Source organism: Bradyrhizobium sp. Ec3.3 (assembly GCF_000472925.1).
Taxonomy (GTDB): domain Bacteria; phylum Pseudomonadota; class Alphaproteobacteria; order Rhizobiales; family Xanthobacteraceae; genus Bradyrhizobium.
The window spans coordinates 1-12,537 of sequence record NZ_AXAS01000032.1; the positions used below are offsets into that span (position 1 = coordinate 1).

Below are 12,537 nucleotides of genomic sequence, written 5' to 3' on the forward strand. Positions count from 1 at the left end.
CTTCGCCTTCCGCGACGCTTGCCGGGACCTGGGTATCAAGCACATCCGCACCAAGCCATATACGCCGAGAACAAATGGCAAGGCCGAGCGCTTCATTCAGACAGCGCTTCGGGAATGGGCCTATGCCCGAGCCTATCCGACCTCAGATCGGCGCGCCCAGGAGCTGCCAATCTGGCTGCATCAATACAACTGGCACCGACCCCATGGGGGTATAAAATCTCAAACACCAATCAGCCGACTCGGTCTAACCGAGGACAACCTCTTGAGGCTCCACAACTAGTGCGGGATGACTTTTGGTTGAATTGGTGTGAGCCCAAGGCGCTGATCACCTCACCCCGCCGGGGAGAGGTGACCCCGGCAGCCGACTGCATTTAATCTCATCGCGCTTCAGCCACCGACGCGGGCCAGACCGCTGCGCGCGGCATCGTCGCGTGGACGTAGCGCGACCGCCTTGGTGTAGGACGCCGCCGCCTTGGCCTTGTCGCCGAGGCGCTCATAGGCGAGCCCCCGCGTGGTCCAGACTTGCGCATTATGCGGATCGGCCTCGGAGGCCTCGTCGAGGTCGGCTGCGGCTTCCTTGACCTTGCCCACCGCGAGATAGCTGATGGCGCGGCCGAGCAGCGGCTCCGGCTTCTGCGGATTGAGCCCGCTCGCTGCGCTGAAATCCGCGATCGCGAACTCGTGCTCGTTGCTCGCCTGATAGATCAGGGCGCGGCCATAGAGCGCGTGCGCATTGTAGGGATCGAGCGCGACCGCGCGGTTGAACTCCTCGAGCGCCGCCGCCGTCTCTCCCGATTTCGCAAGCGCCTGGCCCTTTGCCGTATGGCTCTGGGCCTCAGCGACATTGCCGGCGCTGACCGCGCTTTCGGCGGGCGCAGCAGCAGGCGCGGTAGCAGATTTGGGCGCGTCCTGGGGCTTATCCTTCTCCGGCATCAGCGATCCCAGGTCGAACGAGCAGCCGGACAGTGCGAGCGCGATCAGTGAAAGTGTGACGGAGCGCCGCCACGGTCGGCACGACCGTGCCGGGCTGTGCTCGGGGAGAGGGGAGTCCATCTACGGGTTCGCTCGCGCTGGTGCCGCATCGGTAGTGCCCCGTCCCAGAAAAGGCACCGCTCACAAAACAATAACGCGGGCCCGGGGCCCGCGTCATCGAAAACTCAGTCTTGCAAGAACAGCAAAATCAGCGCGGTCCGCGCGGACCTGCGCCCGGGCCGCCACGGCCGCCAGCGCCACGCTCGCCACCGGGGCCAGCGCCGAACACCGGCTTCGGCTTCATCGGCAGCAGCCCTTCACGCTGCAGCTTCTTGCGGGCCAGCTTGCGCGCGCGGCGCACGGCTTCGGCCTTTTCGCGAGCCTTCTTCTCGGAGGGCTTTTCGTAGTGACCGCGGAGCTTCATCTCGCGGAAAATACCCTCGCGCTGCATCTTCTTCTTCAGCGCCTTGAGGGCTTGATCGACATTGTTATCGCGAACGAGAACCTGCACGCGGCATCCTCTTCAGTGGATCGGATTTGAATTCTGGTAAGTCAAAGGGGATGGCAGAAAGCACAAGCCCTTAACCTTGAGCGCGCGGATGTATCAGACAAAACCTGAGATGTCCATCGTCCAAGCGGCCTTTCGGGCCAAGATAAGCCATTAAATAGGGCAAAAATGCCCCCGTGCGGCCCTGATTTGGGTGATTTGGCGCCAATGACGGGGCCGTTCCCGGAGCTTTGATCCGGAGAACTCGGAAATCAGGGGAGACGTCCATGGAAATGAAGAAATATGCGGCCGAGGCCATCGGTACCTTTTGGCTCACATTCGCAGGGTGCGGGAGCGCGGTGATCGCAGCCGGCTTTCCGCAGGTCGGCATCGGCCTGGTCGGCGTGTCCCTGGCGTTCGGCCTGAGCGTCGTCACCATGGCCTACGCGATCGGCCATATCTCGGGCTGCCACCTCAACCCGGCCGTCACGGTCGGTCTTGCCGCGGGCGGCCGGTTCCCGACCGGACAGATCCTGCCCTATATCGTCGCGCAGGTCATCGGCGCGATTGTCGCGGCAACGCTGCTCTATGTGATTGCCAGCGGCGCCCCGGGCTTCGACGTCACCAAGGGCTTTGCGTCGAACGGCTATGGTGCGCATTCGCCCGGCCAGTACGGCATGGTGGTGTGCTTCATCACAGAAGTGGTGATGACCATGATGTTCCTGTTCATCATCATGGGTGCCACGCATGGAAGGGCGCCTGCGGGCTTCGCGCCACTCGCGATCGGGCTTGCGCTGGTGATGATCCATCTCGTCAGCATTCCCGTCACCAACACGTCGGTGAACCCGGCGCGCAGCACCGGGCCCGCCTTGTTCGTCGGCGGCTGGGCGCTGGCGCAACTGTGGCTGTTCTGGCTTGCGCCGCTGATCGGCGGCGCACTCGGCGGCGTGATCTATCGCTGGCTCAGCGAAGAGCCGGCCGGCGTCGTCGCCGGTGTGAAGACCGCGTGATCGTCGGAGCATGATCCGGACCCGGAGGGCCGCGTTAGCGCAAAGTGTGAAGCGGTTTTTCCTCGCGACAAACGCGGAACGCGTTTGCGCGGAGATCATGCTCAAATAAAAATCTAAAGTGCGACGATGATCGCGCTTTAGGGGGATCGCGCAGCGCCGCGGTCCCCTTACTTGCCGCGGGCGGGCGCGACCTCGGTGACGTGGCCCATCTTGCGGCCCGGCTTGGGTGTGCCCTTCCCGTAGAGGTGTACGGTGGCTCCGGGGACCGTGAGCCACTCTGTGTAGCGGTTGATCTCGTCGCCGATCAGGTTGGTCATGGTGACGACCTCGCCGTGCCGCACGGGCTTGCCGAGCGGCCAGCCGGCGATGGCGCGGATATGCTGCTCGAACTGCGAGACGGACGCGCCGTCGAGCGTCCAGTGCCCGGAATTATGCACGCGCGGCGCAATCTCATTCACCAGCACCTTCGGTCCCGTGCCGTTGGCGAGCACGAACATCTCGACTGCCAGCACGCCGACATAATCGAGCGCGTCGGCGATCTTGCCGGCGACGTTGCGCGCCTCCTCGGCAAGAGCATCCGGAATCGCGGCCGGCGCGCGCGAGATCTTGAGGATGTGATCGCGGTGCTCGTTCTCGGTGACGTCGAAACACTCGACCTGGCCTTCGGCCGAGCGCGCGGCGATCACGGAAATCTCGCGCTCGAACGGCACGAAGGCTTCGAGGATCGCCGACTTGGTGCCGAGGCCGGTCCACACTTTCGCGATGTCGTCGCCCTCGCGGATGATGGCCTGGCCCTTGCCGTCATAGCCGAAGCGGCGCGTCTTCAGCACGGCCGGAAGCCCGATCCTGACGATTGCCTCGCGCAACGATGCGACCGAGGTGACGTCGGCATAGGCAGCGGTGCCGATCCCGAGCCGGGTGATGAAATCCTTCTCGGCCAGCCGGTCCTGGGTGGTCTCGAGGATCTTTCGGTTGGGCAGCACGGGGCGGCGCGCGTCCAGCACCAGCGCGGCCGCGGCCGGCACGTTCTCGAACTCGTAGGTGATGACGTCGACGTCGTTCGCGAACAGCTCGAGCGCCTCGACGTCGGCATATTCCGCGCAGGTCGCGTTGAGCACGACGTCGAAGGCCGGTGAGTCCGGGTCGGGCGAAAACACCTGGCAGCGCAAGCCGAGCCGCGCCGCGGCCATCGCAAGCATCCGTCCCAATTGTCCGCCGCCGAGGATTCCGATGGTGTCGCCGGGCTTCAGCTTCACCCGTTTGGTGCCAGTCACGCCTTGTCCTCCGGGCGCTCGCCCACGGCGTCGGTCTGCGCTTTGCGCCAGGCGACAAGGCGGTCTGAGAGGGCCGGATCGGAAAGGGCCAGCACGGCCGCGGCCAGCAGCGCAGCGTTGATCGCGCCCGCCTTGCCGATGGCGAGCGTGCCGACCGGGATGCCGGCGGGCATCTGCACGATCGAGTGGAGCGAATCGACGCCCCTCAGCGCCTTGGATTCGACGGGGACGCCGAACACCGGCAGTTCCGTCAGCGCCGCCGTCATGCCGGGCAGATGCGCAGCACCGCCGGCGCCGGCGATGATGACCTTGAAGCCTTCGGCCTTGGCGCCCTTGGCAAAGGTGAACAGCCGGTCCGGGGTGCGGTGGGCCGAGACGATGCGGCTTTCGCAGGCGACGCCGAGCGCTGTGAGCGTATCGGCGGCATGCCGCATCGTGTCCCAATCCGACTGGCTTCCCATGATGATGGCGATCGGCGCGGTCATGACGTCAATTGTGCTCGGGAATACAGAAACATAGGCCAGATTATCGGTTCCGGCCGGCGGCTCGCAAGGCGGTGGCAAGGAGAAGGGAATGCACTATCCTGTCTTGGTGAATCCCCGCAAGCCTTCATTGAGCAGGACGCCCATGAAGAAACCAAAAAGGGCGATCGCTGCGAAGGCAAAAAAGGGCCGGAAAAGCAGCGGGAGCCGAGCCAAACCCGCGGCCAGGCGCGCGGCCCGGTCGGCGGGCCAGCCCGCTGTGACCACCGGAGAGGCCAAGAACGCCAAGGCGATCATCCGCAACCTGCGCACCAGGCTCGCCCAGGCCCGGCGGCGCATCGACGAGCTGGAGGCTGCCGCCGACACGGACTTCCTGCTCGGCATCCCGAACCGGCGCGGCTTCGAGCGTGAGCTGCACCGTGCGATTGCCTACATGACGCGCTACGCCGCCCGTGGCGCGCTGATCGTGCTCGACGTCGACCGCCTGAAGCCCATCAACGACTCCTTCGGTCACGCTGCCGGCGACGAGGTGCTCAAGGCGATCGCCGGCACGCTGACGCGGCAGGTCCGCGCCTCCGACGTGGTCGGCCGCCTCGGCGGCGACGAGTTTGCGCTGCTGTTGTGGAACCTCAGCGAGACCGATGCCAGGGCGAAGGCCGCAGCTTTCGAGCAGGCGATCGACGATTTGTCCTTTGTCTTTCGCGACCAGCGCGTGAATGCGGGTGCCTCCGCCGGCGTCGCGCTGCTAGGATCTCACGCCGAGGCAGGCCGCGCCCTGGAGGAAGCCGATGCGGCCATGTATGTGCGCAAGGCCCAGCGGCGGCATGAGCCGCGGATCAGATTGATCAGTAGTTAGGGGTTGAATCGATTGGGCCGCAGGCTCGCTCAACTCTCCCGCTTGCGGGGGAGGTCGAGCGAAGCGCCGGGTGGGGGCTCTCTCTACGTTGGGAGTATCGATTGCGGAGACACCCCCACCCCAGCCCTCCCCCGCAAGCGGGAGAGGGAGCGCACCTTTTGTGTGGCAGCGATCGAACGTAAAGCGATTGCGCTTCAAAGCGCGCTGAGGTCTTCCGGCACGTTGCCGAACTTGCGCAGCAGCTTGGCGTCGCCGAACTCGCCAGTCATGGGATCGCCGCTGCGGCTGAACGCGATCGCGCCGATATGGCCGGCGCCGTGCGCCAGGATCTCGGCGCGCCGCAGCGCGGCGGCCGAGGTCTGACATTCCTCCGCGGCGCCCGCGACCGGCGATCCATCTTTGTCGGTGAGGAAAGGCAGTGCGACATAGTAGGTGACATCGGACATGGTCGGCTCCGAGTGCTCGTTGGCTACGCGGCGCTGGAGGTGCTCCGCATCTTGTTGCGCGACGTCTCGGGAATGCAGCCGGCCGAAATTGCCGCCTGCAATTCCTCGAGCTCCGCTTCCAGATATTCGTTGGCCATGATCAGCGCCTTGATGGTGCTGCGCAGATTGCCGTCACACATCGCGATCGCCTGATTGCAGGCTTGTTCATAATGGCTGTTGTCGAAGGCGGCTGCGGACATGGCATTTCCCCGGAAGCTGGTTGAGGCTCGAATGTTCTTCTTTTGTTCTTTTTGAGTCAAGTGGAATCCGATGCGCGGAAAACGCATCGGGCGCACCGGCTGGGATCAGGCGATGATGTCGGGCGTGATCTGGTCTTCGATGAAGGCGATACGGTCGCGCAACAACAGCTTGCGTTTCTTCAGACGCTGTAACCGCAACAGGTCGGGGGCGGGCGATTGATGCAATGCATCGATCGCCGCATCGAGATCTCGGTGTTCCTGCTGCAACCGGGCGAGCTCGGCTTCGAGTTCGCGCTCGTGTTCATTGGTCATGATGTGCGGTAGCCGGAAAACCCGATGAGGTTGCGAAAGCCTGTGGAAGGCCTGTGGAAAGTATCGTCCTTGCGCGACGTGATCGCAAGCGATCTGGGTCCCCTATCAACGGTGTCTCGCAAAGATATTTCAGTGGATCGCGCCGCCAGCGCGCAGGCGCATTGAAATCATGGATGATTCCTGCGGTGGTTCCTTACTCACTGTTCATTACATATGAATTTTCAAAAATGACAGTGGGACTACGGATACTTATCGACAGAACGAATCGGTGATGTACACTTCTTCGTCCGGATCGAATCCTGAGGTTCAACCCTACCGAGGAGGTTTCGAATGACAATTCAGGCACATCTTGTTGAATTGGAGCGGAAGCACAAACTTCTCGAAAACGAATTGCACGAAGCTCTCGTGCACCTTTCAACAGACGACCTGCAAATTGTTGAGTTGAAGCGCCGGAAGTTGATGGTCAAGGACCAGATCGAGCGGTTGAGGCACGGCGCCGACGACACGCTCCACTAGCAACCCCCGTACACAAGTAGGCCTGGTCTCGCCCCCCTTCACGCAGGGATGAGAGCTGTTGCGCTCATCCCTGCGTCGAGGTGCGAAGCCTCGTGCGATTGGTTTCGTGCGATGCTTAAAGCGCGATGAGATGAATCGTCATCGCGCTTCAGGTTGTTGTTTGAGCATGATCTCCGCGCAAACGCGTTCCGCGTTTGTCGCGAGGGAAGACCGCTTCGCACTTTGCGCTAACGCGGCCCACCGGGTCCGGATCATGCTCTAGATGTTTGCGAGCTCGGCGACGTGGTCGGCGATCGCGAGCGATGACGTCAGGCCGGGCGACTCGATCCCGAAGAGATTGATCACGCCATCCACGCCGTGATCGCGCGGGCCCTGCATCAGGAAATCCTGCATGGCCACCGCCGGCGGGACGATCTTCGGCCGTATGCCCGAATAGCTCGGCATCAACGCGCCATCAGGCAGGTCCGGCCAGTATTTGCGGATTGCCGGATAGAATCGCTCCGCGCGTGCGGGGTCGACGGCATAGTCGATCGTTTCGATCCACTCCACGTCGGGACCGAAGCGCGCCTGGCCTGCCATGTCCAGCGTCAGGTGCACGCCGAGTCCGCCGGGCTCGGGCACGGGATAGATCAGCCGTGAGAACGGCGCCTTGGTGCTGCAGCTGAAATAGTTGCCCTTGGCGAGATAGATCGGCGGAATCCGGTCGAGCGGCATGCCATCAATGTTGCGCGCCACCGTCGTCGCTGAAAGACCTGCCGCGTTGACCAGCAGGCTGCATTGCAGCGTCATCGGCGCCTCGCCGCCGGCATCGATTTCGACGACGCCGCCTGACGCCTTGGCGCGGATCAGCGGCGTGTGAAACGCGAACGCGGCTCCCGCCGCTTCGGCCTCGCCGCGCAGCGAGAGCATGTAGGCGTGGCTGTCGATGATGCCGGTCGAGGGCGAGAGCAACGCGGCATCGCAGGCGAGCGCCGGCTCCAGCGCGCGCGCGGCGTCGCCTGCGAGCATCTGCATATCGAGCACGCCATTGGCCTCGGCATGTGCCTTGATCGATTGCAGCTTCTCGGTCTCTTTCGGATTGGTCGCGACGATCAGCTTGCCGCAATTTTTGTGCGGAATGTTGCGCTCGGCGCAGTAGCGGTAGAGCGCATGCTTGCCGCTGACGCACAGCCGCGCCATCCAGCTCCCGGCCCGGTAGTAGATCCCGGCATGGATCACCTCGCTGTTGCGCGAGGAGGTGACGGTGCCGATGGCCTCCGCCGCTTCGAGCACGATCACCTCGCGCCCGGCCTGGGCGAGCTTTCGGGCGACCGCGAGCCCGACCACGCCCGCTCCGATGACGACGCAGTCAACTCTATCCATGGTGGGACGGCAGGTCCGTGAGTGGCGGGGCCAAGGAGTTCAACAAGGGGCTCAACGAGAGGCTTAAGAAACCGCACCCAAGGCGGCTCTCCATTAAGGAAGAATTTATCATGTCAGGGCAATTGCCGTATCTGGCGCCACATTTTTCTGTCGTGCTGACAGGCGTTTACCCGATCCCAACCCGTGAGGCCAGACAATCCCGAGTTGAAATCGCGGGTGGCTGATGGCTGACAAGAACTGGCACGCGAGCGGCGCGTTTCTGACGCCTGTGCAGGCCCTGGCATGCCTGGCCTGCACGGTTGCGCCCGCGCGCGCCTTTGCGCTGTCCGACAATTTCGCCCCGCAGAGCTACCTGGGCAGGCTCGATCCCAATTCGGTCTGGGAGGCGCTGCTTGGCGGCATCGCGGTGTGCTCGTTCCTGGCGGCCATCGTGCTGTGGATCCACTCGGCGTTGCGACGGGTAAGGCGCACGCAGCTCAGGCGCAATGCCTTCGTCTCGTCCGCGCTGAACAATCTGAACCAGGGCGTCGTAATGACCGACGCGCAAGCGCGGATCATCTTCTGCAACGACCGCTATCTCGAGATCTATGGGCTGGCGCGGGCGGATCTCTGGACCGACATGACCAGGGCCGACATCCTCAGGCTGCGTCGTGAGCGCGGCGTGCTCGGCGTGACCGACGACGAGTACTACGAGAAGGCCGCCAGCTCGAACGGCCTGATCACCGAGCTGCCCGACGGGCGCGCCATTCTGGCGAAATATTTCGTGCTGCCGAATGGCGGCTCGGTTGCGACGCATCTCGACGTCAGCGAGCAGCGCACCCTGTCGCGGCAGCTTGCGTCCACCAAGCAGTTTCTGGAAACGGTGCTGAACAACGTGCCAGCCTGCGTGGCCGCCAAGACCATCGAGGACGGCCGCTATATCTTCGCGAACAGCGCCTATGAGCGGTTCTGGGGTTTCTCGCGGGACCATGTCGTCGGCAAGAACGCGCGAGAGCTGTTTGCACCTGCCTCGGCTGCCAGCATCGAGGCGGCCGATCGGGCGGCGCTCGATGCGCCCGACGGGCAGTTCCGCAACCAGTTCGAGGTCGAGCGCGGCTCGGGGGGGCGCATGGTTGCCTCGATCCGGATCGTGGTTCGAAACGAGAAGAATCAGCCGGAATTTCTGCTGCTGGTGTTCGAAGACGTTACCGATCGACGCTCGTTGTCGCGGGAGCTGGAGAGCACCAAGAAATTCCTCGAACTCGTGGTCGACAATATCCCGGTGGCGCTGATCGTGGAGCAGGTCAACGATGGCCGTTATCTGCTCGCCAATCGCAGCGCCGAAACCATCCTCAACCGCAAGCGCGAGGAAGCCACGGGACTGACCGCCGCCGATATCTTCAATGCCAAAGAGGCCAAGCTGATCATCGCGCGCGACGAGGCCGCGATCAGGAAGCGGGGAATGATCACCGAAGAGCATCCTATCTCGACCAAGGATGGCTTGCGGCTGTTCCTCACCCGCCGCGCCACCGTGCTCAACGATGCTGGCGAGCCGGAATATCTGATCAAGACCCACGAGGACGTCACCGACCGCCGCCAGACCGAGTCGCGCATGGCGCACATGGCCTATCACGACGGCCTGACCGACCTGCCCAATCGCGCCGCCTTCCTCCAGGCGCTGACGCAGATGATCGAAGCCTGCGAGGGCACCAGTGAGGAGTTCGCCGTGCTCTGCGTCGACCTCGACGGGCTGAAGGAGGTCAACGACGTCTTCGGCCATGCGCTCGGCGACAAGCTCCTCGTCGAGGTCGCCCAGCGGCTCCAGGACGCCGCCCGTGGCGGCGTGGTCGCGCGCCTGTCCGGCGACGAATTCGGCCTCATCATCGATGGCAAGCAGCCCGACACGGGTCTGGCGCTGGCCCGCCAGCTTGGTGAAGCCCTGTCCCAGGAATTCCAGATCGACGGCCGCGCGGTGCGCGCCGGGGTCACCACCGGCATATCGGTCTTCCCGCACAACGGCGCGGACGCCGCCTCGCTGCTCGCCAATGCCGGGGCAGCGCTGTTCCGCGCCAAGCAGAAGTCGCGCGGCACGATCAGCCTCTACCAGCCCGAGATGGACCAGCAGATCCGCGACCGCCGCGTGCTGCACCAGGACCTGTCGAAGGCGATCAAGAACGGCGAGCTCTCGCTCGCGTTCCAGCCGCAGGGCGTCGCCGGCCACACCGTCGCCGAGAGCGAGATCATCGGCTTCGAGGCGCTGGCGCGCTGGCAGCACCCGGTCCGCGGCCAGGTCTCGCCGGCCGAGTTCATTCCGATCGCGGAGGAGAGCGGTCTGATCGTCGAGATGGGCGAATGGATCCTGCGCCAGGCCTGCCGCGAGGCGGCCTCCTGGGCCAAGCCGCTCCAGGTCGCGGTCAACCTCTCGCCGGCGCAGTTTGCCCATGGCGACGTGGTCGGCCTCGTTCACTCGATCTTGCTGGAGACCGGGCTTTCACCCGGCCGGCTCGAGCTCGAAATCACCGAGGGCGTGCTGATCGAGGATTTCGATCGCGGCCTCGCGTTGCTGCGCCGCCTGAAGGCGCTGGGTGTGCGCATCTCGATGGACGATTTCGGCAGCGGCTATTCCTCGCTGAGCTATCTCCAGGCGTTCCCGTTCGACAAGATCAAGATCGACCGCGCCTTCGTGATCAATCTCGGCCGTAATCCGCAATCGGCAGCGATCGTGCGTGCCGTGATCGATCTCGGTCATGGCCTGGAAATGTCGATCATCGCCGAAGGCGTCGAGACGATCGAGCAGCTCGCCTTCCTCGCCAAGGAGGGCTGCGACGGCGTGCAGGGCTATCTGCTCGGCAAGCCCTTGCCGATCGGGCAATATGGCCGCCTCATCGGCCGCGCCGAGACGATGGAGCTTGTGCTCAAGACCGGCTAGTGCGCGGGTCGCGCTCTGGCCATCCGTTTGTGCATGATTTCCGCGCAAACGCGTTCCGCGTTTGTCGCGAGGAAAAACCGCTACACACTTTTCCGGATCATGCGCTAGTGATAGCGAAGTCCTCGCTTCGTTCGTTCACGACGGATTCATGGCGGATTACGACCTCGCGATCATCGGCGGTGGCCTGAACGGCGTCAGCATCGCGCGCGACGCCGCCGGGCGCGGCCTTCGCGTCATTCTGTTGGAGCAGGGCGATCTCGGTGGCGCGGCCTCGTCGGCGACGCCGCATTTGATCCACGGCGATCTCTCGGTGCTGGAGCGTCGCGGCTTCCGTCGCGTGCGCCGGGCGCTGGCCGAGCGCAAGGTGTGGCTCGCGATCGCCCCGCATCTGGTTCGTCCGATGCGCTTCGTCATCCCTGCGCATTCCGAGGAACGTCCACCCTGGTTGCTGCGCACCGGTCTCCTGCTCTACGACCGCCTTGCAGGGCGCGGCGGCTTGCCGCCGTCCTCGACCATCGACATCACGCATCATCCGGTTGGCAACGCGTTGAGGCGGCCGTTCGGCACCGCCTTTGAATATTCGGATTGCGTCGTCGATGATTCCAGGCTCGTTGTCTTGACCGCGCTGGACGCGGCGGAGCGCGGCGCAGTGATCCGCACCGGCGCGCGCTGCGTGCGGGCCGATCGCGCCGATACCTGGCGGCTCGCCGTCGTCGATCGCGGCCACCGCAGGGTCATCACGACCCGCGCGCTCGCGAACACCAGCGGCGGATGGAGCGTGAGCGTCGCCGAGACCGTGCTCCGACAGCCGCCACCGCGCGCGGGCGCAGTCGTGCAGATCAGCCAGATCGTCGTGCCGCGGCTGTTCGAACCCGACAATGTCTACGTCTTCCAGAACAGCGATGGCCGCCTGATCTTCGCAAGCCCGTTCGAGCGTGATTTCACCCTGATCGGCACCGTGACGCATGACTTCAGGGGCGATCCGGCGATCGTCGCCATGCCGGCCGCTGATGTGAGCTATCTCTGCGAGGCCGCCAGTCGCTATTTCCGCGAGCCTGTCGTGCCGGTCGATGTGGTGCGGACGATGTCGGGCGTCAATCTGGCGCCTGCCGCCGGGCGCCGGCGTGATGGTGCGCTCGCATTCGATGCGCGGCGGCGCAAGGCGCCGCTGATCACGATGTTCGGCGGCGACGTCACGACGGCGCGGTGGCGCGCCGAGCGGGCGGTGACCAGGCTGACGCCGTTCTATCCGATGTCGCGGCCCTGGACGGCGGCGGTGTCGCTTCCGGGCGGGGACTTTCCCTGGCAGAGCTTCGAGGCGGAAGTCGACGCCGCGCGCGACCGCTGGCGCTTTCTCTCCGAGGCGCAGGCGCAACGCCTGGTGGGTGCCTATGGCTCGCGGCTGTCGGCCGTGCTGGGGGAGGCGACGAGTCGCGCCGAACTGGGGCCGGCTTTCGGTCCCGAACTGACGGGAGCCGAGGTGCGCTACCTCATGCAAACCGAATGGGCCCGCTTCCCCGACGACGTCCTGCGGCGCCGCTCCAAGCTCGGACTGACCATGCCGCCCGCCGATCACGACGCACTGGCTGCGTTCATGGCGAATGCGGTGTGAATGATCAGCATCGAACCGGTTGAGCCGACGGCGTTCCACCGCTAGCGTGCGGCTGCATTGG

The 12,537-nt window shown here is 64.7% G+C and carries 14 protein-coding genes; 6 read left to right on the forward strand and 8 right to left on the reverse strand.

What is annotated here, in order from left to right:
- Positions 1-280 (forward strand): IS481 family transposase (locus YUU_RS51820; RefSeq protein WP_035663456.1); only part of this gene is annotated, 280 nt, incomplete at its 5' end.
- Positions 281-387: 107 nt separating this feature from the next.
- Here the strand turns inward: YUU_RS51820 and YUU_RS0126875 are convergent.
- Both YUU_RS0126875 and rpsU read right to left on the reverse strand, forming a co-directional pair.
- Positions 388-1,053 (reverse strand): tetratricopeptide repeat protein, encoded by a 666-nt coding sequence (locus YUU_RS0126875; protein WP_027525170.1) that lies wholly within the window; start codon positions 1,051-1,053, stop codon positions 388-390.
- 127 nt (positions 1,054-1,180) lie between these two features.
- Entirely contained in the window at positions 1,181-1,483 is a 303-nt protein-coding gene (gene rpsU, locus YUU_RS0126880; RefSeq protein WP_027525171.1) for a 30S ribosomal protein S21, read from the reverse strand.
- Positions 1,484-1,746: 263 nt separating this feature from the next.
- On the opposite strand from rpsU, the gene aqpZ reads away from it, so the two are divergent.
- Complete coding sequence (gene aqpZ / locus YUU_RS0126885) at positions 1,747-2,469, forward strand: aquaporin Z (RefSeq protein ID WP_027525172.1); 723 nt, start codon at positions 1,747-1,749, stop codon at positions 2,467-2,469.
- Between the two features lie 167 nt (positions 2,470-2,636).
- Here aqpZ and YUU_RS0126895 read toward each other — a convergent pair whose 3' ends face one another.
- Positions 2,637-3,743: a 5-(carboxyamino)imidazole ribonucleotide synthase gene (locus YUU_RS0126895; protein ID WP_027525173.1), complete on the reverse strand. Its 1,107-nt coding sequence runs from the start codon at positions 3,741-3,743 to the stop codon at positions 2,637-2,639.
- Positions 3,740-4,228 carry a 5-(carboxyamino)imidazole ribonucleotide mutase gene (purE, locus tag YUU_RS0126900; protein WP_027525174.1) on the reverse strand — a complete coding sequence of 163 codons (489 nt, stop codon included), beginning with the start codon at positions 4,226-4,228 and terminating at the stop codon, positions 3,740-3,742. Before purE ends, YUU_RS0126895 begins: the two co-directional genes overlap by 4 nt.
- A 142-nt stretch (positions 4,229-4,370) precedes the next feature.
- Between purE and YUU_RS0126905 the strand changes: the two genes are divergently transcribed.
- Positions 4,371-5,081: a GGDEF domain-containing protein gene (locus YUU_RS0126905; protein WP_027525175.1), complete on the forward strand. Its 711-nt coding sequence runs from the start codon at positions 4,371-4,373 to the stop codon at positions 5,079-5,081.
- Between the two features lie 194 nt (positions 5,082-5,275).
- Here YUU_RS0126905 and YUU_RS0126910 read toward each other — a convergent pair whose 3' ends face one another.
- The 3 genes from YUU_RS0126910 to YUU_RS0126920 form a co-directional block, all read right to left on the reverse strand.
- Positions 5,276-5,527 carry a hypothetical protein gene (locus YUU_RS0126910; protein WP_027525176.1) on the reverse strand — a complete coding sequence of 84 codons (252 nt, stop codon included), beginning with the start codon at positions 5,525-5,527 and terminating at the stop codon, positions 5,276-5,278.
- Positions 5,528-5,550: 23 nt separating this feature from the next.
- Positions 5,551-5,766, reverse strand: coding sequence for a hypothetical protein (locus tag YUU_RS0126915; RefSeq protein WP_027525177.1), 216 nt, complete (start codon positions 5,764-5,766; stop codon positions 5,551-5,553).
- A gap of 105 nt (positions 5,767-5,871) precedes the next feature.
- Complete coding sequence (locus YUU_RS0126920; RefSeq protein WP_027525178.1) at positions 5,872-6,078, reverse strand: YdcH family protein; 207 nt, start codon at positions 6,076-6,078, stop codon at positions 5,872-5,874.
- A 330-nt stretch (positions 6,079-6,408) separates the two neighbouring features.
- Here YUU_RS0126920 and YUU_RS0126925 point away from each other — a divergent pair, with 330 nt between their 5' ends.
- Positions 6,409-6,594: a YdcH family protein gene (locus YUU_RS0126925; RefSeq protein ID WP_027525179.1), complete on the forward strand. Its 186-nt coding sequence runs from the start codon at positions 6,409-6,411 to the stop codon at positions 6,592-6,594.
- Between the two features lie 258 nt (positions 6,595-6,852).
- On the opposite strand, the gene YUU_RS0126930 is transcribed toward YUU_RS0126925, so the two are convergent.
- Positions 6,853-7,956, reverse strand: coding sequence for an NAD(P)/FAD-dependent oxidoreductase (locus YUU_RS0126930; protein ID WP_027525180.1), 1,104 nt, complete (start codon positions 7,954-7,956; stop codon positions 6,853-6,855).
- 223 nt (positions 7,957-8,179) lie between these two features.
- Between YUU_RS0126930 and YUU_RS0126935 the strand changes: the two genes are divergently transcribed.
- Entirely contained in the window at positions 8,180-10,864 is a 2,685-nt protein-coding gene (locus tag YUU_RS0126935) for an EAL domain-containing protein (protein WP_027525181.1), read from the forward strand.
- Positions 10,865-11,012: 148 nt separating this feature from the next.
- Positions 11,013-12,476: a glycerol-3-phosphate dehydrogenase gene (locus YUU_RS0126940; protein WP_027525182.1), complete on the forward strand. Its 1,464-nt coding sequence runs from the start codon at positions 11,013-11,015 to the stop codon at positions 12,474-12,476.
- Positions 12,477-12,537: the final 61 nt, after the last annotated feature.

What these genes read in the sequence shown, in the direction of transcription:
- YUU_RS0126875 (WP_027525170.1), bottom strand. Translation starts at nt 1,053, where the DNA reads ATGGACTCCCCTCTCCCCGAGCACAGCCCGGCACGGTCGTGCCGACCG.
- aqpZ (WP_027525172.1), top strand. Translation starts at nt 1,747, where the DNA reads ATGGAAATGAAGAAATATGCGGCCGAGGCCATCGGTACCTTTTGGCTC.
- purE (WP_027525174.1), bottom strand. Translation starts at nt 4,228, where the DNA reads ATGACCGCGCCGATCGCCATCATCATGGGAAGCCAGTCGGATTGGGAC.
- YUU_RS0126905 (WP_027525175.1), top strand. Translation starts at nt 4,371, where the DNA reads ATGAAGAAACCAAAAAGGGCGATCGCTGCGAAGGCAAAAAAGGGCCGG.
- YUU_RS0126910 (WP_027525176.1), bottom strand. Translation starts at nt 5,527, where the DNA reads ATGTCCGATGTCACCTACTATGTCGCACTGCCTTTCCTCACCGACAAA.
- YUU_RS0126915 (WP_027525177.1), bottom strand. Translation starts at nt 5,766, where the DNA reads ATGTCCGCAGCCGCCTTCGACAACAGCCATTATGAACAAGCCTGCAAT.
- YUU_RS0126920 (WP_027525178.1), bottom strand. Translation starts at nt 6,078, where the DNA reads ATGACCAATGAACACGAGCGCGAACTCGAAGCCGAGCTCGCCCGGTTG.
- YUU_RS0126925 (WP_027525179.1), top strand. Translation starts at nt 6,409, where the DNA reads ATGACAATTCAGGCACATCTTGTTGAATTGGAGCGGAAGCACAAACTT.
- YUU_RS0126930 (WP_027525180.1), bottom strand. Translation starts at nt 7,956, where the DNA reads ATGGATAGAGTTGACTGCGTCGTCATCGGAGCGGGCGTGGTCGGGCTC.
- YUU_RS0126935 (WP_027525181.1), top strand. Translation starts at nt 8,180, where the DNA reads ATGGCTGACAAGAACTGGCACGCGAGCGGCGCGTTTCTGACGCCTGTG.
- YUU_RS0126940 (WP_027525182.1), top strand. Translation starts at nt 11,013, where the DNA reads ATGGCGGATTACGACCTCGCGATCATCGGCGGTGGCCTGAACGGCGTC.